The sequence below is a fragment of the Streptomyces sp. NPDC101160 genome (assembly GCF_044768205.1).
Lineage (GTDB): Bacteria > Actinomycetota > Actinomycetes > Streptomycetales > Streptomycetaceae > Streptomyces.
In genome coordinates, this window is the sequence record NZ_JBIWPJ010000001.1 from 264,208 (window position 1) to 283,782 (window position 19,575).

Annotated in this window: 15 protein-coding genes; 8 read left to right on the forward strand and 7 right to left on the reverse strand. The window is 73.7% G+C overall.

The annotated features are described in order from the left end of the window. Positions 1 to 39 precede the first annotated feature (39 nt). Positions 40 to 843, forward strand: coding sequence for a VOC family protein (locus ACIRSU_RS01310; protein WP_403787929.1), 804 nt, complete (start codon positions 40 to 42; stop codon positions 841 to 843). Between the two features lie 115 nt (positions 844 to 958). On the opposite strand, the gene ACIRSU_RS01315 is transcribed toward ACIRSU_RS01310, so the two are convergent. Further along, positions 959 to 2,056: an enoyl-CoA hydratase/isomerase family protein gene (locus tag ACIRSU_RS01315; RefSeq protein ID WP_403787931.1), complete on the reverse strand. Its 1,098-nt coding sequence runs from the start codon at positions 2,054 to 2,056 to the stop codon at positions 959 to 961. A gap of 179 nt (positions 2,057 to 2,235) precedes the next feature. On the opposite strand from ACIRSU_RS01315, the gene ACIRSU_RS01320 reads away from it, so the two are divergent. From ACIRSU_RS01320 to ACIRSU_RS01330, 3 genes are all read left to right on the forward strand, one after another. After that, on the forward strand, positions 2,236 to 2,721 hold the full coding sequence (locus ACIRSU_RS01320) for an SRPBCC family protein (RefSeq protein ID WP_403787933.1): 486 nt from the start codon (positions 2,236 to 2,238) through the stop codon (positions 2,719 to 2,721). A gap of 205 nt (positions 2,722 to 2,926) precedes the next feature. After that, positions 2,927 to 5,698, forward strand: a complete 2,772-nt coding sequence (locus tag ACIRSU_RS01325) for a SpoIIE family protein phosphatase (protein ID WP_403787935.1) — start codon at positions 2,927 to 2,929, stop codon at positions 5,696 to 5,698. 76 nt (positions 5,699 to 5,774) lie between these two features. Continuing rightward, positions 5,775 to 6,359, forward strand: coding sequence for a TetR/AcrR family transcriptional regulator (locus ACIRSU_RS01330; RefSeq protein ID WP_403787937.1), 585 nt, complete (start codon positions 5,775 to 5,777; stop codon positions 6,357 to 6,359). Here the strand turns inward: ACIRSU_RS01330 and ACIRSU_RS01335 are convergent, their stop codons facing one another. Both ACIRSU_RS01335 and ACIRSU_RS01340 read right to left on the reverse strand, forming a co-directional pair. Next, positions 6,360 to 7,628 carry a phosphoribosyltransferase family protein gene (locus ACIRSU_RS01335; RefSeq protein ID WP_403787939.1) on the reverse strand — a complete coding sequence of 423 codons (1,269 nt, stop codon included), beginning with the start codon at positions 7,626 to 7,628 and terminating at the stop codon, positions 6,360 to 6,362. Positions 7,629 to 7,678: 50 nt separating this feature from the next. Next, positions 7,679 to 8,806 (reverse strand): CapA family protein, encoded by a 1,128-nt coding sequence (locus ACIRSU_RS01340; RefSeq protein WP_403787941.1) that lies wholly within the window; start codon positions 8,804 to 8,806, stop codon positions 7,679 to 7,681. A gap of 114 nt (positions 8,807 to 8,920) precedes the next feature. Between ACIRSU_RS01340 and ACIRSU_RS01345 the strand changes: the two genes are divergently transcribed. Further along, a complete protein-coding gene (locus tag ACIRSU_RS01345; RefSeq protein WP_403787943.1) occupies positions 8,921 to 9,547 on the forward strand; it encodes a glyoxalase in 627 nt (208 codons plus the stop codon). Positions 9,548 to 9,753: 206 nt separating this feature from the next. On the opposite strand, the gene ACIRSU_RS01350 is transcribed toward ACIRSU_RS01345, so the two are convergent. Further along, positions 9,754 to 10,401 (reverse strand): hypothetical protein, encoded by a 648-nt coding sequence (locus ACIRSU_RS01350; protein ID WP_403787945.1) that lies wholly within the window; start codon positions 10,399 to 10,401, stop codon positions 9,754 to 9,756. A gap of 101 nt (positions 10,402 to 10,502) precedes the next feature. Here ACIRSU_RS01350 and ACIRSU_RS01355 point away from each other — a divergent pair, with 101 nt between their 5' ends. Beyond that, complete coding sequence (locus tag ACIRSU_RS01355; protein ID WP_403787947.1) at positions 10,503 to 11,159, forward strand: NADPH-dependent F420 reductase; 657 nt, start codon at positions 10,503 to 10,505, stop codon at positions 11,157 to 11,159. A 24-nt stretch (positions 11,160 to 11,183) separates the two neighbouring features. Here the strand turns inward: ACIRSU_RS01355 and aspA are convergent, their stop codons facing one another. Both aspA and ACIRSU_RS01365 read right to left on the reverse strand, forming a co-directional pair. Further along, a complete protein-coding gene (gene aspA, locus ACIRSU_RS01360) occupies positions 11,184 to 12,638 on the reverse strand; it encodes an aspartate ammonia-lyase (RefSeq protein ID WP_403787949.1) in 1,455 nt (484 codons plus the stop codon). Between the two features lie 343 nt (positions 12,639 to 12,981). Further along, a complete protein-coding gene (locus ACIRSU_RS01365; RefSeq protein WP_403787951.1) occupies positions 12,982 to 14,022 on the reverse strand; it encodes an asparaginase in 1,041 nt (346 codons plus the stop codon). A 108-nt stretch (positions 14,023 to 14,130) separates the two neighbouring features. Between ACIRSU_RS01365 and ACIRSU_RS01370 the strand changes: the two genes are divergently transcribed. Continuing rightward, the gene (locus ACIRSU_RS01370) at positions 14,131 to 14,586 is read left to right on the forward strand and encodes an Lrp/AsnC family transcriptional regulator (protein ID WP_403787953.1); all 456 of its coding nucleotides are present in this window, start codon (positions 14,131 to 14,133) and stop codon (positions 14,584 to 14,586) included. A 251-nt stretch (positions 14,587 to 14,837) separates the two neighbouring features. Further along, a complete protein-coding gene (locus ACIRSU_RS01375) occupies positions 14,838 to 19,112 on the forward strand; it encodes a ricin-type beta-trefoil lectin domain protein (protein WP_403787955.1) in 4,275 nt (1,424 codons plus the stop codon). An 81-nt stretch (positions 19,113 to 19,193) separates the two neighbouring features. Here the strand turns inward: ACIRSU_RS01375 and ACIRSU_RS01380 are convergent, their stop codons facing one another. Then, positions 19,194 to 19,490 (reverse strand): hypothetical protein, encoded by a 297-nt coding sequence (locus tag ACIRSU_RS01380; protein WP_403787957.1) that lies wholly within the window; start codon positions 19,488 to 19,490, stop codon positions 19,194 to 19,196. Positions 19,491 to 19,575 lie beyond the last annotated feature (85 nt).

Consider the following 19,575-nt stretch of genomic DNA (forward strand, 5'->3'; position numbering starts at 1 on the left):
CCGTGGGGGCCCGTACTGGTGGTGAGTGAGGTGAGCCGGGTGCCGTTGAGCGCGGATGAGCCGGGCGCGCCGTGCTGGCTGAGTCTGGCGGTGCGCGACCTCGGCGCGGCGGAGGAGTTCTACGGGGCCGTCCTCGGCTGGACGTTCCGGCACGGCCCGCTGGGCCAGGGCTTCTCGGTCGCCGAGCGGAACGGCGTCCCGGTGGCCGGGATCGGCGAGGTGGCCGAGCAGATGGCGGTGCCGGTGGCGTGGACCTCGTTCTGGGCGGTCGCCGACGCGGACGCGGCGGTGGCGCGCATCCAGGAGCGCGGCGGCACGGTCGGCGTGGGCCCGGTGGCGTATCCGCCCCGCGGCCGGGCCGCGCTCGCCACCGATGTGGAGGGCGCGGCCTTCGGCGTCTGGGAGGGCCGGATCTCCTCCCGCTGGCGGCTCGGCGAGTACCACGCCCCGGTCTGGCTGGAGCTGCACACCCGCAACGCCTTCGACGCGGCGGTCTTCTACGGCGGCGTCCTCGAGTGGATCGACGACGGGGGTGACAGGCCGCAGCGCTTCGAGGTCGCCTACGAGGACGAGCAGGTGGTGCTGCGCCGCCACGGCGAGGCGCTGGCCCGGCTCAACAGCGGCCCGGTCGAGGCGGCCTCGTCGCAGCCGCAGCTGCGTCCGCGCTGGCTGGTCCACTTCCGCGTCCCGGATCTGGCGCAGGCGACCGCCGGCGTCCTGGCACACGGCGGCTCCCTCGTCCCGGAGGCCGACCAGGGCTGGCGCGCCCCGACGGGGCAGCGGGCGACGGTGCGCGACCCGCAGGGCGGCCTCTTCACGCTGGACGAGGTGCCGGGCGCCTGAGGAGCGCGTCGTCCGGCACCGGGCGCCCGAGAAGCGCGGCATCCGGCGCCAGGCGTCCGAGAAGCGCGGCGTCTGGCGCCAGGCGTCCGAGGCGCCCCGGCGCAGCCGATGGCTCTTATTGCCCGGGCGCCCTCAGCCCCAGCTCCCCCTGCGCGCGCGGCGCGAACCAGCGTTCGGTGTCCTGCTCGGTCACCTCGGCGAGCGTGGCCGGGCTCCAGTGCGGGTCGCGGTCCTTGTCGACGACCTGGGCGCGGATGCCCTCGACGAGGTCGGGCGAGGCGAGCGCGGCGCAGGAGAGCCGGAACTCCGTGTTCAGGACCGCTTCCAGATCGGCCTCGGCGCGGGCGCGGCGGAGGGCCTTCAGGGTGGCCTTGAGGGCGGTGGGCGAGCGGGTGAGGAGGACGGTCGCGGTCTCCTTGGCCTCGGGGACGCCGGAGTCGGTGAGGCGTCCGACGACGGCTTCGACGGTGTCGATGCCGTCGGTCTCCGCGTAGCAGGCGTCGATCCAGGCACGCCGCTCGGCGAGTTCGCCGGGCGGGGCCGGCCGGGCGAAGCGGGCGACGGCTTCGGTGGCGGCTTCGCGGGTGAGGGCGTCGGCGAGCGCGGGCAGGCCGGCGGAGGGCACGTAGTGGTCGGCGAGGCCCGCGAGGATCGCGTCGGCGGCGCCGGCCTGCGCGCCGGTCAGGGCGAGGTGGGTGCCGAGTTCGCCGGGCGCGCGGCTGAGCAGATACGTGCCGCCGACGTCCGGTACGAAGCCGATGCCGGTCTCCGGCATGGCGATCCGGGAGCGTTCGGTGACGATCCGGAGCGAGCCGTGTGCGGAGACGCCGACGCCGCCGCCCATGACGATGCCGTCCATGAACGCCACGTACGGCTTGGGGTAGCGGGCGATCCGGGCGTTGAGCCGGTACTCGTCGCGCCAGAAGTCCGGAGTGGCGGTGCCGCCCGCGCGGGCGTCGTCGTGGATGGCGCGGATGTCGCCGCCGGCGCACAGGCCCCGCTCCCCCGCGCCCCGGATGACGACCGTCTCGACGGCCGGGTCGTGCTCCCAGGCGGTGAGCGCCCCGTCGATGCGGCGCACCATCGCGTGGGTGAGGGCGTTGATGGCCCGGGGCCGGTTGAGGGTGAGGAATCCGGCGCGGCCCTCGGTGTGGACGAGGACCTCGAGCGCGGGCGCGGACTCGGGCGCGGGGAGGTCGGCGGTGACCGACATGCTGTTTCCTTCCGGCGTACGGAGTCGGCCTGCGCGAGGCCCGGGGTGTGGCCCGGCGCGGCCGGCGAAACGATCTTCTCTCCACCGTATCCGGCGGGACGCCCCGCGCACAGGGCCTTCGGTCGACTAACGTACCCGCCGGTAACACAACGGAGCGGGACAGACCGAGGGGAGCGGACGTGGCACGGCAGTGGAGTCTGGAGGAGTCGGTACGGGTGGAGGGCGTGGATCCGGCCGCCCTGTACGGCCTGGTGGCCGACCTGCGGAACATGGGCCGCTGGAGCCCCGAGTGCCGGCAGGTCCTGGTGGCGCGGCCGCCGGTGCGCACCGGCACCCGGTTCGTCGGTCTGAACAAGCGCGGCCTCTTCCTCTGGTTCACCACCGGCCGGGTCACCACGGCCCGCCCCGGCGAGGAGTTCGTCTTCGACGTCGGCGTCTTCGGGCTGCCGATCGCCCGCTGGGGCTACCGCTTCGAGGCGGACGGAACCGGAACCCGGATCACGGAGAGCTGGCACGACCTGCGCACCGGCCGCGGCTCGAAGCTGACGACGCTCCTGGGCACCGTCTTCGCGGGCACCTCCCCCGAACGGCGGATCGCCGTCAACCGGCACGGAATGCGCACGACGCTCGCCCGCATCGCGCAGGCGGCCACCCGGCGGGCCTGACAGCCCACGCCCGCCACCGTCCCGCCTTCCCGCCCGGGCTCCGTCCGCCTCCCTCCGCCGCGTGTCCCGCGCACTCCCGGTCGCCCTCCGTGCCCGTCCCCGTTTCCCCTGCCCGGGGCGGCGGGGGCAGCATGGAAGGAAGCCCCTGCGGCGCGGCCCCGGCCATGAGCCGCCGGAGAGGCCCTCGGGCGGGAAGGAGCGCGGTGTGGCGCGAGGCGCGGACCGGTCGGCCGGTGGCAGGCGGCGGCGGCCCTCCGGGCTGCGGAGCGTGGCGGGGCAGGTCTTCGCGCTGCAGGCGCTCATCGCCCTGCTGATCGTCGCCGCCGCCGCGCTGGCGCTCGTCCTCCAGGGCCAGTACGACAGCGAGCGCGACGCCCGCAACCGCTCGCTCGCCGTCGCCGAGGCGTTCGCCCACGCGCCCGGGATCGCGGAGGCGCTGCGCTCGCCTGATCCGACGGCGGTGCTCCAGCCGCGCGCGGAGGCGGCCAGGGCCGGCTCCGGCATCGACTTCGTCGCCGTGCTCGCCCCGGACGGCGCCCGCTACACCGACTCCGACCCGTCGCTCATCGGGCAGCGGGCCAGCGGTGACATCGGGCGGGCGCGCAACGGCGAGTCGTTCACCGAGATCTACCACGGGGCCCCGAAGGACGCCGTGCGCGCCGTCGTGCCCGTCCGGGACGCCAAGGGGACCGTGGTCGGCATGGTGAGCAGCGGCATCGAGGTCGAGACCGTCGGCCAGGCCGTGCAGGGCCGGCTGCCGCTGCTGCTCGGCGCGGCCGCGATCGGCGTGGCGGCCGCGGTCGGCGGCACGGCGCTGGTGAGCGCCCGGCTGCGGCGGCAGACGCACGGCCTCGGCCCGGCGGAGATGACCCGGCTGAAGGAGCACCACGAGGCGGTGCTGCACTCGGTGAAGGAGGGCGTCGTCATCATCGCGGGCGACGGGCGGCTGCTGCTCGCCAACGACGAGGCGCGCCGGCTGCTCAAACTGCCACCGGACGCGGAGCGGCTGCACGTCCAGGAGCTGGGTCTCGATCCGCGCACCACCCATCTGCTGCTGTCCGGGCAGGCCGTGACGGACGAGGTGCACCCGGCCGGGGACCGGCTGCTCGCGGTGAACGTCCGGCCGACCGGGGACGGCGCGGCCGACGGCGGCGTCGTCATGACGATGCGCGACACGACCGAGCTGGCCGCTTTGACCGGCCGGGCCGAGGTGGCGCGGGGCCGGCTGCGGCTGCTGTACGAGGCGGGGACGCGGATCGGGACGACGCTGGACGTCGTACGGACGGCGGAGGAGCTGTCCGAGGTGGCGGTACCGCGGTTCGCCGACTACGTGACGGTGGAGCTGCTCGACCCGGTGGTGCGGGGCGAGGAGCCCTCGGGCTCGTTCACCGAGATGCGGCGGACGGCGCTGAGCGGGGTGCGGCCGGAGACGCCGCTGCAGCCGGTGGGCGACCTGATCCGGTTCGTGGTGCCGACCACGCCGATGGCCTCCGCGCTCGACGAGGGGCGGGCGGTGATCCAGCCGGACCTGGCCGCCGCGCAGGGCTGGCGGGAGCAGGACCCGGAGGGCGCGGCGCAGGCGCTCGCGTACGGGCTGCACTCGCTGCTCACGGTGCCGCTGCTCGCCCGCGGGGTGGTGCTCGGGATGGCCAACTTCTGGCGCGGGACGGACACCCCGGAGCCGTTCGGCGAGGAGGACCTGTCGTTCGCGGAGGAGCTGGCGGCGCGGGCCGCCCTGGCGATCGACAACGCGCGGCGGTTCACCCGCGAGCACTCGATGGCGGTGACGCTGCAGCGCAGTCTGCTGCCGCGGGTGCTGCCGGAGCAGAACGCGATGAGGGTCGCCTTCCGCTATCTGCCGGCGAAGGCCGGCGTGGGCGGCGACTGGTTCGACGTGATCCCGCTGCCGGGGGCGCGGGTCGCGCTGGTGGTCGGGGACGTGGTGGGGCACGGGCTGCACGCGGCGGCGACGATGGGCCGGCTGCGCACGGCGGTGGCGAACTTCTCGACGCTCGACCTGCCACCGGACGAGCTGCTCGGCCATCTGGACGAGCTGATCGACCGGCTCGGCGAGGAGACCGAACCGGGCGGGGAGAACGGCGCCGAGGGCGACGGGGACGGCGGGGTCGAGGGCACGGCGGGCGCGACCTGTCTGTACGTGATCTACGACCCGACGTCCGGCGCCTGCACGATGGCGAGCGCCGGCCATCCGGGGCCGGCCCTGGTGCGGCCGGACGGGAGCGTGGAGTTCCCGGCGGTGCCGGCCGGGCTGCCGCTGGGGCTCGGGCTCGGCGACCGCCCGTTCGCGTCGACGCGGCTGAAGCTGGAGCCGGGCAGCAAGCTGGTGCTGTTCACCGACGGCCTCCTGGAGGACCGCCACCGGGACTACGACACCGGGCTCGCGCTGCTGCGCAAGACGCTGGCGCGACCGAACCGCTCCCCGGAGCAGACCTGCGCCGACGTCCTCACCACCCTGCTCCTCCCGGTGCCGGACGACGACATCGCGCTGCTCGTCGCCAGCGCCCGGCGGATCGAGCCGGACCAGATCGCGGAGTGGGAGGTGCCGAGCGATCCGTCGGCGGTCTCCCCGGTACGCACGCAGGCCGCGGCGCGGCTGCGCTCCTGGGGCCTGGAGGACGTGGGGTTCACCGCGGAACTGGTGCTCAGCGAGCTGATCACGAACGCGATCCGGTACGGCCGGCCGCCGGTGCGGGTCCGGCTGATCCACGACCGGGTGCTCATCTGCGAGGTGTCCGACGGCAGCAGCACCTCGCCGCACCTGCGGCACGCCACGGACACCGACGAGGGCGGCCGCGGCCTGTTCCTGGTGGCCCAGTTCGCGCAGCGGTGGGGCACTCGCTACGCCCGCCGCGGCAAGACGATCTGGGCCGAGCTGCCGGTCTCCCCGGACGGCCCGGGCGAGGAGCTCGGGGGTCCGTTCGTCGATCCGGACGCACTGGAGGATCTGGCCTGGTGACACCGCGAGGGCTCCCACTCCGTCCGTAGTACTCTCCTTGGAGTACTTGTGCTGTCCGGCGACGGGAGTGATGACGGTGGCGCGCAGGAACCCGGAGCGCCGGGCGGCGCTCGTCGACGCGGCGATCGAGGTGCTCGCCCGAGAGGGCGCCCGGGGGCTCACGTTCCGGGCCGTGGACACGGAGGCGGCCGTCCCGCCCGGCACCGCGTCCAACTACTTCGCCAACCGCGACGACCTGCTCACCCAGGCCGGCGCCCGGGTGTACGAGCGGCTGCAGCCCGACGAGGAGACGATCGCGCGGCAGCGGACGGCGAGCCCCGACCGGGAGACGTACACCCGGCTGATGCGCGAACTCGTCGGCCGCGTCAGCGCCTTCCGCACCGGCTATCTCGCCCTCCTCGAACTCCGCCTGGAGGCCACCCGCCGCCCGGAGCTCCGCGCCGTCCTCACCGAGCGCGTCCGCGCCGACGTCGACGCCAACGTGACGTACCACGAGAGCTCCGGCCTGCCGGGCGACGCGACCGCCGTCAAGCTGCTGATGCTCGCCTTCAACTGGCTGATCGTGGAACAGCTCACGCTGCCGGGCGTCTACTCCGAGGAGGAGCGCGACGCCCTGATCGCGGCTGCGGTCGACCGGATCGTCGGAGCGTCCGGGGCCTGATCAGAGCCGGTCGGCGAACCACGCCGCCGCCAGCGTGCCCACCTCCTCCAGGGCGCCCGGCTCCTCGAAGAGATGGCCGGCGCCCGCGACCGTGACCAGGCGGTGTTCGCACCGCAGCAGGCGTTCGGCCTGCCGGTTGAGGTCGAGGACCAGGGAGTCGGCGCCGCCGACGATGAGCAGGGTCGGCGCGGTGACCGCGGGCAGGCGCTCGGCCGCGAGGTCGGGGCGGCCGCCGCGGGAGACGACGGCGGCGACCGTGCTGCCGGGCTCGGCGGCGGCCCACAGCGCGGCGGCGGCGCCCGTGCTGGCCCCGAAGTAGCCGGTGCGCAGCGCCCCGGTGCCGGGGCGGGCGGCCAGCCAGTCGGCGGCCTGCGTGAGCCGCTCGGCGAGCAGCGGGGTGTCGAAGACGTTGGCCCGGTCGGCGGCCTCGTCCTCGGTCAGCAGGTCGAAGAGGAGCGTGCCGAGCCCGGCGCGGCCCAGGGCCCCGGCGACGGCCCGGTTGCGCGGGCTGTGCCGGCTGCTGCCGCTGCCGTGGGCGAAGAGCACCACGCCCGTGGCGCTCTCGGGCACGCTCAGGTGCCCGCCGACCTCCAGGCCGCCGAGCCGGATCCGTACCTCGCTGTCCTCCCCGCGTGCCCCGCGCCGCAGCCGCAGCGCGGCCACGACCTCCTCGTCCGCGGTCTGCGCGAAGTCCCGGTAGAACTGGCCGATGGCGTAGAAGTCCGCCGGCTCGTGCACGCAGTACGCCTCGTCCGCCACGCGCGCCACCCGGTCGGACCACCCGGCCGGCGCCACCGGCACCGCGAGGACGAGCCGGGCGGCGCCCCGGGCCCGCACCACCTGGCAGGCGGCGAGCGCGGTCGCGCCGGTGGCGAAGCCGTCGTCGACCACGACCGCCGTGCGGCCGGTGATGTCGGCGGGGGCGCGGTCGCCCCGGTAGCGCCGCATCCGCTCCTCCAGGACGGCCCGTTCGCGCGCCTCGGCCGCGGCGAGGTCGCGGTCGGAGACGCCGGTCTGGGTGATCACGTGCTCGTTGAGGACCCGGACGCCGCCCTCGCCGATCGCGCCCATGGCCAGCTCGGGCTGGTAGGGCACGCCCAGTTTCCGTACGAGACAGATGTCGAGGGGCGCTCCGAGCGCGTCGGCGACCTCGGCGGCGACGGGCACTCCGCCGCGGGGCAGCCCGAGGACCACCAGGTCCTGGCCCTTGAGGCCGGTGAGCCGGGCGGCGAGCTGCCTGCCGGCGTCTGTGCGGTCGGTGAAGTACATGTCCTGCTCGCCTTCCTGCCCGTCGCCCGCGCGCCCGGCCCGGCGGGCCGTCACACGGGCCGGGCCGTCAGGGCCGGTCCGCCGTCGCTGCCGTCGGCGGGATCGATCCGCATGCCGTACGGGCGGCTGATCCGGCCGAGCACGTCGTGGAGCCACCGCGCGTCCGCCTCCGGGGCCCGTTCCAGGCGCAGTCGGCGGCTGCGCAGCGGCACGAGCCGCACCTCCGCCAGCGCGCCGTCCTCGTCGTGGACGGTGACGAGGTAGAGGAGCCGCAGGTCGTCGCGGTAGCGCTCCTGTCCGCTGATGCCCTCGTAGTCGTTGACGAGGTCGCCGCAGCCGTGGAGGACGAGCCTGCCCCGGTACGCCTCCAGGGGCCGCGGGTGGTGCGAGGAGTGGCCGTGCACGATGTCGGCGCCCGCGTCGACCAGGGCGTGGGCGAAGGAGACCTCGGCGCGGTCGGGGGCGTAACCCCAGTTGGAGCCCCAGTGGACCGAGACCACGACCAGGTCGCCGGGCCGCCGTTCCGCCCGCAGCCGGGCGGTGAGCCGGGCCGCGGCCTCGCCGTGCGGCCCGGCGCCGTAGTGCACCCCGCCGCGCCGCGCGGTCGCCGCCCAGTCGCGCGGCACGCCGCTGGAGGCGAGGCCGAGCGCGTGGACGAGCAGCCGGCGCCCGCCGGGCAGCGGCACGACGGCGGGCCGCCGGGCCTCCTCGGCGTCCCGCCCGGCGCCCGCGGTGCGCAGCCCTGCGGCGGCCAGCGCGTCGAGGGTGTCGTCGAGACCGCGCCGGCCGTAGTCGAGCGTGTGGTTGTTGGCGAGGACGACGACATCGGGCCGTACGACGCCGAGCGCGGCCAGGTTCTCCGGCGCCATCCGGTAGTGCACGGCCTTCCCGGGGAAGGGCACGCCGTGGCGGGTCACCGAGGTCTCCAGGTTGACCACCCGCGCGTCGGGGCGGGCCGCGTCGATCAGACCGAGCGCCTCGCCCCAGGGATAGCCGGGGGCCACCTGCCGGGGCACGGGCCCGGAGACGGCTTCGGCGAGGGTCACGTAGTCGCGGGCGTCCCGCACGTACCGCTCGGTGAGGGCGGGGTCGACGGGACGGGGAAGGATCTGGTCGATCCCCCGGCCGAGCATCACGTCTCCGCAGAGGAACAGTCCGGTCAGACCGCCGCCGCCCATAGACCCAGGGTAGTCCGCGGGCCGTCGCCGCTCCGGTCCGGTCGTCCTCGGCCGGAGCCGATCGGTCAGGATTCGAGAAGCGCCGGCCGGCCCGCCGGACCTAGCGTGATCGTCATGACCTCACTCACGCACCTCACCCTCGAAGTGGCCGACCTGACGGCCGCCGAACGCTTCTACGCCGCCTCCGGCCTCGGCGCCCATGTGCGCCTGCGCCCCGCCACGGACGAGCCTTCGGACGGCTTCCGCGGCTTCGCGGTCTCCCTCACCGTGGACCGGCCGGCCGACGTCCGCGCCCTGGTCGACGCCGCCCTCGACGCCGGGGCGACCGCCCTGAAGCCCGCCGCCAAGTCCTTCTGGGGCTACGGCGGTGTCGTCCGGACGCCGGACGGGACGATCTGGAAGTTCGCCTCCTCGGAGAAGAAGGACACCGGCCCCGCGACCGGGCGGGTCGACCGGGTCGTGCTCCTGCTCGGCGCGACGGACGTGGCCGCCACCAAGCAGTTCTACGTGGAGCAGGGCCTCACCGTCGCCAAGAGCTTCGGCCGCAAGTACGTCGAGTTCGCCGGCGCCGAGGGCGCCGTCACGCTCGCCCTGTACGGCCGCCGGGCGCTCGCCAAGGACGTCGCCGTCCCGGCCGACGGCTCCGGGTCCCACCGGATCGCGCTGGGCGGCGACGGCGGTTCGTTCACGGACCCGGACGGCTTCGTGTGGGAGCCCGCGACGGTCACGAGCGGACGCTGACGCACGGAACGACCGTCATGCGCGGGCTCCTGAGCGCGCCTGCTCGGCGAGCGTGTCCTCGTACTCCTGGAAGCCGTCCTGGACGCCGAGGAAGACCTCGCCGAACTCCAGGTATCCCTCGCTGATCAGCGGGGTGTCGCGCAGCGCCTCGACGAGCCGGCGCCCGCGCCGCGCGGGGCCTGTCCGACCCCGAACCGCCGGACGGGCTAACGGCCCGCCCGGGCCGCGCGGCGGATGGTGGCGTCCACGAGAGCGAGCGCGTCCTCGGCGGTCCGGCCCGGGGCGCGGTTCCAGGGGCCGATGAGGTCGTGCCAGCCGCGGGAGCGGAGCTCTTCGAGCATCCAGGCACCGGCCTCGTTGAGGGTGGCGGCGCTGCCGTGGCCGAGCCGGTGGGCGGTCAGCATCGCGCCGCAGACGCAGCGGGCGCCGCGGATGTCGCGGAGCTTGTACGGGGTGTTCTGCCAGCCCCATTCGGCGAGGACGCGCCGGGCGTGTGCGAGATGGACCGAGGGGCGCACGTCGGGGCTGCCGATGCGGCGCCACATGTGCAGCCGGTCGGGCAGCATGGCGCCGAGCCGGCCCGGGAGCGGCCGTTCGGCGGGCGGGGGCGCGGGGCGGGCGTCGAGGGTGGCGAGGGCCTCGGCGACGAGACGGTCGACGGGGACCGAGAGCAGCCGCCGCCAGTCGGGGGCGACGGGTTCGTCCCGTACCGGTTCCGGCAGCTCTGCCCAGCGGGCCGTCATCTCCTGCCAGGCCGCCGTCTCCAGGAAGGCCGCGGCCTCGCGATCGAGGTCCTCGACGGTGGCGATGACGGGCACAACGGGTGCGACGGGTGCGACGGTGGTGCTCGGCATGCGGGCGACTCCACGAGTGATTCATACCGACTTTGTCCTGATATCGGTAAGAATGTCGGCTTCACCGCACTCGGACTTGAGCCCTGCGAAGGAGCACGCCCATGAGGATCGCCGTACTCGGCACCGGCGAGGTCGGCCGGCGGCTCGGCGGCAAGCTGGTCGAACTCGGCCATCAGGTGACGCTCGGGTCGCGCTCCCCGGACCATCCGGGCGCCACGGAGTGGGCGGCGCGGCACCGGGCCGCCCACGGCACGTTCGCGGCGGCCGCGGGCGGCGCGGAGCTGGTGGTGAACGCGACCGGCGGTCTGGTGTCGCTGGCGGCGCTCGAGTCGGCGGGCGCGGAGAACCTGGCGGGCAAGGTGCTCGTCGACGTGTCGAACCCGCTGGACTTCTCGCAGGGGATGCCGCCGCGGGTGGTCACCCCGGACGGCGGCAGCGTGGCCGAGCAGATCCAGCGGGCCTTCCCCGCCGCCCGGGTGGTGAAGACGCTCAACACCATGAGCAACACGGTGATGACGGACCCGGCCCGGGTGCCGGGCGAGCACGTCGTCTTCGTCTGCGGCGACGACCCGGCGGCCCGGACCGTGGTCACGGACCTGCTGCGGTCCTTCGGCTGGCCGGATGGCCGGATCCTCGACCTCGGCGACCTGACGGCGGCCCGCGGCACCGAGCTGGTGCTGCCGCTGTGGCTGCGGCTGTACGGCACGTTCGGCACCGCGGAGTTCAACTTCGCGGTGCCGAGGGCGCCGGGGACGTGAGCGGACGATCGGGCGATCAGGCGATCAGGAGCCGAGTACGCCACCGAGCTCGCCCGACGCGCCCGTCAGGTGCTCGGGGGTGAGGAGCTCGGCGAGCCGCTCGGGCGGGAGCAGGCCCTTCTCCAGGGTGAGTTCGGCGACCGAGCGGCCGGTGGCGAGGGCCTCCTGGGCGATGGCGGTGGCCGCCGTGTAGCCGAGGTGGGGGTTGAGGGCCGTGGCGAGGCCGATGGAGTTCTCGACGCTCGCGCGCAGGGCGTCGACGTTGGCGGTGATGCCGGTGACGCAGCGCTCGGCGAGCGTGAGGCACGCCGCCTTCAGGGACGTCAGGCTCTTCGACAGGGCGTGGAAGATGACCGGTTCGAAGGCGTTGAGCTGGAGCTGGCCGCCCTCGGCCGCCATGGTGATGGTCATGTCGTTGCCGATGACCTCGAAGGCGACCTGGTTGACGACCTCGGGGATGACCGGGTTGACCTTGCCGGGCATGATGCTCGAACCGGCCTGCACGGGCGGCAGGTTGATCTCGCCGAGGCCGGCGCGCGGGCCGGAGGAGAGCAGCCGGAGGTCGTTGCAGGTCTTCGAGAGCTTCACGGCGATCCGCTTGAGGACACCGGAGAGCTGCACGAAGGCGCCGCAGTCCTGGGTGGCCTCGACCAGGTTGGCGGAGGTGACCAGGGGCAGGCCGGTGATGCCGGCGAGGTGGCGGCGGGCCGTCTCGGCGTAGCCGGGGGCGGCGTTGAGGCCGGTGCCGATGGCGGTGGCGCCGAGGTTGATCTCGTGGATCAGCTCAACCGCCTCGGCGAGGCGGCCGCGGTCCTCCTCCAGCATCACGGCGTACGTGGAGAACTCCTGGCCCAGCGTCATGGGCACGGCGTCCTGGAGCTGGGTGCGGCCCATCTTGACCACGCCGCCGAACTCGACGGCCTTCTCGGCGAAGGCGTCCTGGAGGACGGCCATCGCGCGCAGCAGTTCGCGGGCCGCGCCGATGGCGGCGATGCGGATGGCGGTCGGGTAGACGTCGTTCGTCGACTGGCCGAGGTTGACGTCCTCGTTGGGGTGCAGGTGCGCGTAGTCGCCCTTGGCGTGGCCGAGGAGTTCGAGGGCCCGGTTGGCGACGACCTCGTTGGCGTTCATGTTGGTCGAGGTGCCCGCGCCGCCCTGGACGACGTCGACGACGAACTGCTCGTGCAGCGCGCCGTCCCGGATCTCGCGGCAGGCGGCGACGATGGCGTCCGCCTTGGCGGCGGGCAGCAGGCCGAGCTCCTCGTTGGCGAGGGCGGCGGCCTCCTTCACGGCGGCGAGCGCGTCGATGAGCAGCGGGTAGACGGAGATCGGGGTGCCGGTGATGGCGAAGTTCTCCGTGGCGCGCAGCGTGTGCACCCCCCAGTACGCCTCGGCGGGGACGTCCCGGTCGCCGAGCAGGTCGTGCTCGCGGCGGACGGGCTGCTCGGTGTCGGTGTTCTGCTGCTGTGCGGGGATCACGGTGATGGGCGCCTTACGCGTGGGAGGGGCGGCGTGGTGGGGGGCGGGGTGAGAGGGCCGGGTGAATCGAGAGGCGACGCGCCACGGAGACAGGCGCGCCACGGGAGCGGCGGGTCGGCCTGTGTGGCGCGCCGCGCGGACAGGCGCGCAGCGGGAGCGGGCGCCTGCCTGACGGGCGTGCCCGGGCGGCCGATCGGTGGGCGCGGCCGGCGCGGGCTTCCCGAGGCGGGTGCCCGGCCGGCGGCGGCGATCGTCTGGCGGACGGCCGGTCAGTGACGGCGACGCGCGCGGGCCCGGGGCGGGCGCCGGTCGGTGACGGCGACGCACGCCTGGCGGGCGCCGGTCAGTGGGCGGCGGCGAGTGCGGGCTCGGGGCGGACCGGGCCTTCGAGGAGGGTGCGCAGCAGGGCGGTGCGGCGCTCCGGCGAGGTCGTGTCGGCGAGCAGGGCCGCGAGCAGGGCTATGCGGGCCTGGCCGGGGCGCAGGGTGCCGGCCAGGACCGCGCCGGCGGCGGCCAGGTCGACGGCGCCGCCGCCCGTGTAGACCTCGGCGACCGGGCCGGAGGCGACGCGGGTGGAGAGGACGACGTGGACGCCCTGGTCGACGGCGCGGGCGACGGCCTCGGCTATCTCGGGGGTGGCGTTGCCGGCGCCGGTGCCGACGAGGACGATGCCGCGGGCGCCGGCGGCGACCGCCGCGTCGAAGAGCACGGGGTCGGCGTCGGAGTGGTGGGTGATGATGTCGACGCGGGGTGCCGGGGCACCGTCGACGGGCAGCGGGAGCGGCGCCGGGCGCTCGGGCTCGCGCTCGATGTCGACCTGGCCGAAGCCGAGGCGGCCGACACGCTCGCCGGACGGGTCGGCGAAGGGGTCGGCGGCGAGCGTCCGGGTCTTCACGGTGCCGCGGGCGGCGTGGACCAGGCCGTCGAAGACGACGAGGACGCCGAGGCCGTGGACGGTGGCGGCGACCTGGAGCGCGTCGTAGAGGTTGGCGGGGCCGTCGCCGTCGCCCGTACCGAAGGGGCGCTGGGCGCCGGTGAAGACGACCGGGCGCGGGTCCGCGTGGTGCAGGTCCAGGAAGAAGGCCGACTCCTCCAGGGTGTCGGTGCCGTGAGTGACGACGATGCCGTCGACGCCGGGGTCGGCGAGCGTCTCGTGGACGGTGCGCAGCAGGGCCAGCTGGCGGTCGGTGGTCATCCGGGAGCTGTTCACGTTGAACAGGTCGACGACCTCGACGCGTATGTTCTCGGGGACGGCGGCCGTCGCGACGACGTCGTCGCCGGAGGCGTCGGCGGCGTATCCGTTGCCGGTCCAGCGGCTGGCGATGGTGCCGCCGGTGCTGATGACCACGATGCGGCGCTGCCGGTCGTCGCGCGTCCACTTCATGAGAGTGCTGTCCTTCCCTGGGGTGCGCGGCAACGATAGGTCAAGGGTCGCGCTACGCGATTGCGAAGTCACCCCACATTTGTTTCAGGCGTGGTGGATAATTGCGCCATGGACAGGATCGATCTCCATATCTTGCGCGAGCTCCAGCAGGACGGCCGACTGAGCAACCAGGAGCTCGCCCAGCGCGTGGGCCTCAGCCCCTCCCCCTGCCTGCGCCGGGTGCGCCAGCTGGAGCAGGACGGCGTGATCCAGGGCTATCGCGCGGTGATCGCCCCGGAGGCGGTCGGGCGCGGCTTCGAGGTGCTCGTGTCGGTGGAGGTGAAGCGGGACCGGGAGACCGTGGAGGCGTTCGAGGAGGCGCTCCAGGACATCCCGGACGTGATCGAGGCGTATCGGCTCTTCGGCAGCCCCGGCTGTCTGCTGCGGATCGCGGTCGCCGACCTCGCGGCGTACGAGCGGCTGTGGATCGAGCGGCTCACGACGCTCGCGGGGGTCACCGAGGTGAACTCGCAGATCATCATGAAGCGGGTGAAGGAGCCGCGCGGGCTGCCGGTCGAACGCTGACCGGAAACAGCCCTTCGAGCGGCCCTGCGAGAGCGCTCGCGAGGTGAACGGCGGCGGAACGGACGGAAGCGCAAAAGCGCAGTTCAACACGTATACAGCGAGGCTTCGTTCGCCTCGTCGCGGTGATCAAAACGGACAAGCCCGCCCACACCGCCGAGGTGGCTTGACCCCACCTGTCCGAGCCTGCATCGTTCCCGACCGTATGCCCGCCGTCAGACCGGCGGGCCCGCGCGAGGGGACACTCGAACCACATGTCAGACATAGCCGCGAGACGCCGGGCATTCCGGCCGTCTCGCGTCCGTACGAAGGGCGTCGCCGGCCGGGGGGCGGTGGCACTCGCCACCGCGCTGGCGCTCGGCATGACCGCCGCGCCGCTCGCGGTGGCGGCGGCGCCCGCCGCCACCGGCGGCACCGCGACGGCCACCGCCGCCCGGGGCGGCGCCCAGCAGCCGAAGGCCGCCACCGGCACCGACAAGGCCGTGCAGGACGCCCTGCGCGAGGCCAAGGAGACCGGCAGACCCGTCCCGATCGACGCCCTGACCACGGAGTCGTCGGAGACGGTCGCCAGCCCGAACGGCCACCGGCTCATCACGAAGACCCACGCCCAGTCCGTACGGGTCAAGCGCGCCGGCCACTGGCGCACCCTGGACCCGACGCTGCACGCGGGCCCCGGAAACACCGTCATGCCGAAGGAGACCGGCGCCCGTCTGGCGCTCTCCGGCGGCGGCACCGGCCCGCTGGCCACCATCACCACGGACGACGGCAAGCAGTTCGCGGTGACCGCGCCCTTCGCCCTGCCGAAGCCGGCGCTGAGCGGCGCCACCGCCACGTACGCCTCCGTGCTGCCCGACGTGGACCTGAAGGTGACCGCGCTCGCCGACGGCGGCTGGCGCGAGGTCGTCGTCGTCAAGACGGCGAAGGCGGCGGCCGATCCGCGGCTCAAGGAGCTGCGCTTCCCGGTGCGCACCACCGGTCTGAACCTGTCCGCCGACCACGCCGGCAACATCGTCCTCAAGGACACCCGCGGCAAGGCCCGGCTGCACGCGCCCACCCCGTTCCAGTGGGACTCGGCGTACGCGGCCCCCGCGCCGCGCTGGACGAAGACCGCGCAGCAGGCCTCCGGAGCCCTCGCGGCCGCTCCCGTGGCGGGCGTCCGCTCCTCGGCCGAGCAGCCGGGTGACGGCGCGAACGTCTCCACCATGAAGGTCGCGGCGAGCGCCGACGCGCTCGTCCTGACGCCCGATCCGAAGACCTTCGGCAAGGGCACCGGCCCCTGGTACCTCGACCCGACGGTGAGCGCCCAGGCCAACCGCCAGGTCAACGCCCAGGTGCAGGAGAACCACCCGACGACGTCGAACGTCAACACGCTCTCCAGCCTGGGCGTGGGCTACTGCGGCTACTCGGACTGCACCGGATACGGCCGCTACCGCTCGTACTTCCAGCTCGGCATCCCGTCCCAGCTGTACGCCGACGGTTCGCACGGCACCGCCCAGATCGCGAGCGCCACGCTGACCGCCTCCGTCGTCAGCTCCTCCGCCCCCGGCACCAACAAGGGCATCGCCCTGTGGAACACGCCGATGATCCCCGGCGGCGCCACCTGGAACAACCAGCCCTGCGGCACCGGCTACATGAACGGCTGCGACAAGGTCGGGACGCAGTGGATCACCGGCAACGGCAACATCTACTACGACGTCAAGTGGTGGGTGCAGCGGGCCGCCGACCAGAAGTGGTCGAACTGGACGGTCGGTTTCTCGGGTGAAGACGAGAACAACATGTACTACCGTCACCACCTCGGCCCGGACCCGGTCATCGCGATCGAGTACGACATCGCGCCCACCATCTGGTATCCGCGCACCGTCCCGACGCCCGGCTTCGCCGACAGCGGCAGCTACAACGACTGCCAGACGCCCGGCGGCAACCCCTGGTACAACCCGGGCTGGGTCGGCGCCAACCAGTACATCAAGCTGCGGGTCAACACCTGGTCGCCGATCGGCTACAACCAGCTGTACACCAACTTCCACATCTGGGACGACAACGACTCCAACTGGAGCGTCCGGCAGGACGTCGGCCCGACCGGCAGCTACGGCGAGGTCGAGTACTGGGGCGGCACCTTCACGGACGGCCACCAGTACGGCTGGACCGCCAACGTCAGGGACGGCTGGCTCTCGTCCGGTGACACGGCGTGGTGCTACTTCCGCGTCGACAAGACGCCGCCGGCGGTCACCGTCAGCTCCACCGACTTCCCGGCGAGCGGCACGGTCAACGTCGTACCGAAGCTGAAGATCAACGAAACCGGTACGTTCCGGGTCAACGTCACCGACCCGGCGCCCGCCAGCGGCCTGAACGCCTCCGGCGCGGCCTGCTTCCGCTGGACCACGGACCCCACGCCGGTCACCGGCTGGAAGTGCTCCGACCCGGGCGTGGTACGCGGCGCGAGCGGCACCTTCTCGTACACGCCGAGGATCTGGGGCACCAACATCCTCTTCGTGCAGGCGATGGACGTGGCGGGCAACTACAGCCAGCCCTTCCCGTACACCTTCTACGTGCCGTGGGACCCGGCGAAGGGTGCCGCCGTCCCCGGTGACCTCGACAAGGACGGCCGCGGCGACATCCTGAAGCCGGACGCCGCGGGCAACCTGATGCACATGACGGCGGACAGCGATCCGACCATCGCTCAGGCCGCCCTGCTCGGCCTCGCGCCGCAGGGCACCACGTGGAACGACGTGCAGACCACGCACCGCGGCGCGCTGCGCTCCATGGGCGTCGACGACGTCTTCGCGCACACCACGGCCAACCCGGCGCTGAAGGGGAACCTCTACCTCTACCCCAACAAGGGCGACGGCACGTTCAACACGTACACGACCGTGGACAAGCCGACGACCTTCGCGGCGCCCGACGGCACCCCGCTCGACGCGCCCCCGGCCGGATGGGTGCCGGACTGGTCCGAGGCCACCCAGGTCCTGGCGCTCGGCGCGCCCAAGGCGACGCTGAACGACTTCGACGGCGACCTGGCCGCCGACCAGACGGCCGTGCTCGCGGTCGAGCGCGGCAACCTCTGGCTGTACCGCTCGAACAGCATCAACAGCCTCGACGCGGACGCCGTCCTGGTGTCCAACACCGGGAACTGGGGCAACTTCGAGCTGCTCAACCCCGGTCCGGCGAGCGGCAAGGCGCAGCCGACGCTGTGGACCCGCAGCCTGACCGACGGCACGCTCCGCTCGTACCCGATCGGGACCAAGGCCGACGGCCGACTCGACCTGTCCGGTCTCGCCAACCCCACGGGCCCGGCCTCGTCCGTCATCGGCAGCGGCCTGACGCCCGCGGCCTTCCCGAAGGTCGGCACCGTCGGCGACGCCACCAAGGACGGCATCGCGGACCTCTGGGCCGTCGCCGCCGGCAGTGACCAGCTGATGTTCTGGCGCGGCAAGACCGCCGGCGGCACCAGCGCGACCGCCGTCACCGGCTTCGAGGCCCCGGCCAACCTGGGTGACACCACCGCGCCCGTCGACCGCATGCGGCTCTCCGCCGCGGTGGCCGGCAAGACCCCGGACGCGTACGGGAAGTTCCCGGGCACGGTCAAGGGCGGCGTCACCTTCACCAACGACACCGTCAACGGCGCGCCGGCCACGGTGGCGACGTTCAACGGCACCGACGGCGAGATCGATTCCGACGGGCTCAAGGTCGACACCACCAAGTCCTTCTCGATCTCGCTGTGGACGAAGGCCAACGCGTTGACGGACGGCGTGGTCATCAGCCAGGACAACACCCAGGCCAGCGGTTTCATGCTGTGGCCCTCCACGCAGGGCAGCGTCGTGAACTGGCACCTCGGCATGGCCACCGCCGACAACGGCGGCTGGCCCTACGACACCACGGACGTGCGCAACAGCGCGGCGCGAGTGCAGGTCGGCGCGTGGACGAAGCTGACCATCAGCTACAACGCCACGACCGGCCAGACGACGCTGTACGTCAACGACGCGCTCGCCTCGGCCGGCATGCACACCACGAAGCTGGCGGCGGCGGGTTCGCTGGTCCTCGGCCGCTACAAGTACCAGGGCCGCGCGAACAACTTCTACAACGGCTCGGTCGCCGACGTGGTCGTCCACGACTACGCGGTCGACCCGGCTAGCGTCACCGGCCCGGTCGTCTCGGACATGGCGCCGGGCGTCTGCCTCGACGTCGACGGCGGCGTCTCGGCCGACGGCCGCGCGGTCCAGGCGTGGGCCTGCAACGGCTCGGCCGCACAGGCCTGGAAGGCCGCCGGCGACGGCAGCCTCCAGATCCTGGGCCGCTGCCTCGAGGTCGGCGGCAACGGTCCCTGGGGCAACGGCACCCAGGTCCAACTCTGGTCCTGCAACGGCGGCGTCAACCAGAAGTGGCTCGTCCGCCCGGACGGCTCGATCTACCACCCGGGCTCGGGGCGCTGCCTCGACCTCCCGGGGGGCGCGACGGCGAACGGGACGCGGCCGCAGCTGTACGACTGCAACCAGACGCGGGCGCAGAGGTGGCACACGGTCGCGGTGACGTGACCGGCTGATCGTCGAGAAACAGCAGGGGCCGGTGCCGCCGTGGAGGCGACACCGGCCCCTGCCGCTGCCTGTAGCCCGAGATCAGTCGCCGATGAACCACAGGAAGCGGTGCGGCCCGGACAGTGCAACATCGCACAGCTCGCGGAGATCGCCGAGAAACTCCTCGGAAGGCGGCTGGGTCGGTCGATACGTCGCGAGCTCGTTCAGCAACCGACGCACCTGCAAGTAGTTGAAGACCGTGTCCCCGTAGGGATCGATCGACGCGAGCAGGGGATACACGTGAAGGTCGACTCCGAACAGGACGGGATCGAATTTCGGGTCGGCCGCGAGACGACGCAGCACATCACCTTTCGCATTTCGCACCTGCACAGAACGCATACGAGCCGAGTCTCACTTTCATGTCACGAGTGTCGGGACCGCAGGTGAGGCGTTCTACAACCCTCACCTGCGGTCCCTTTCTAAT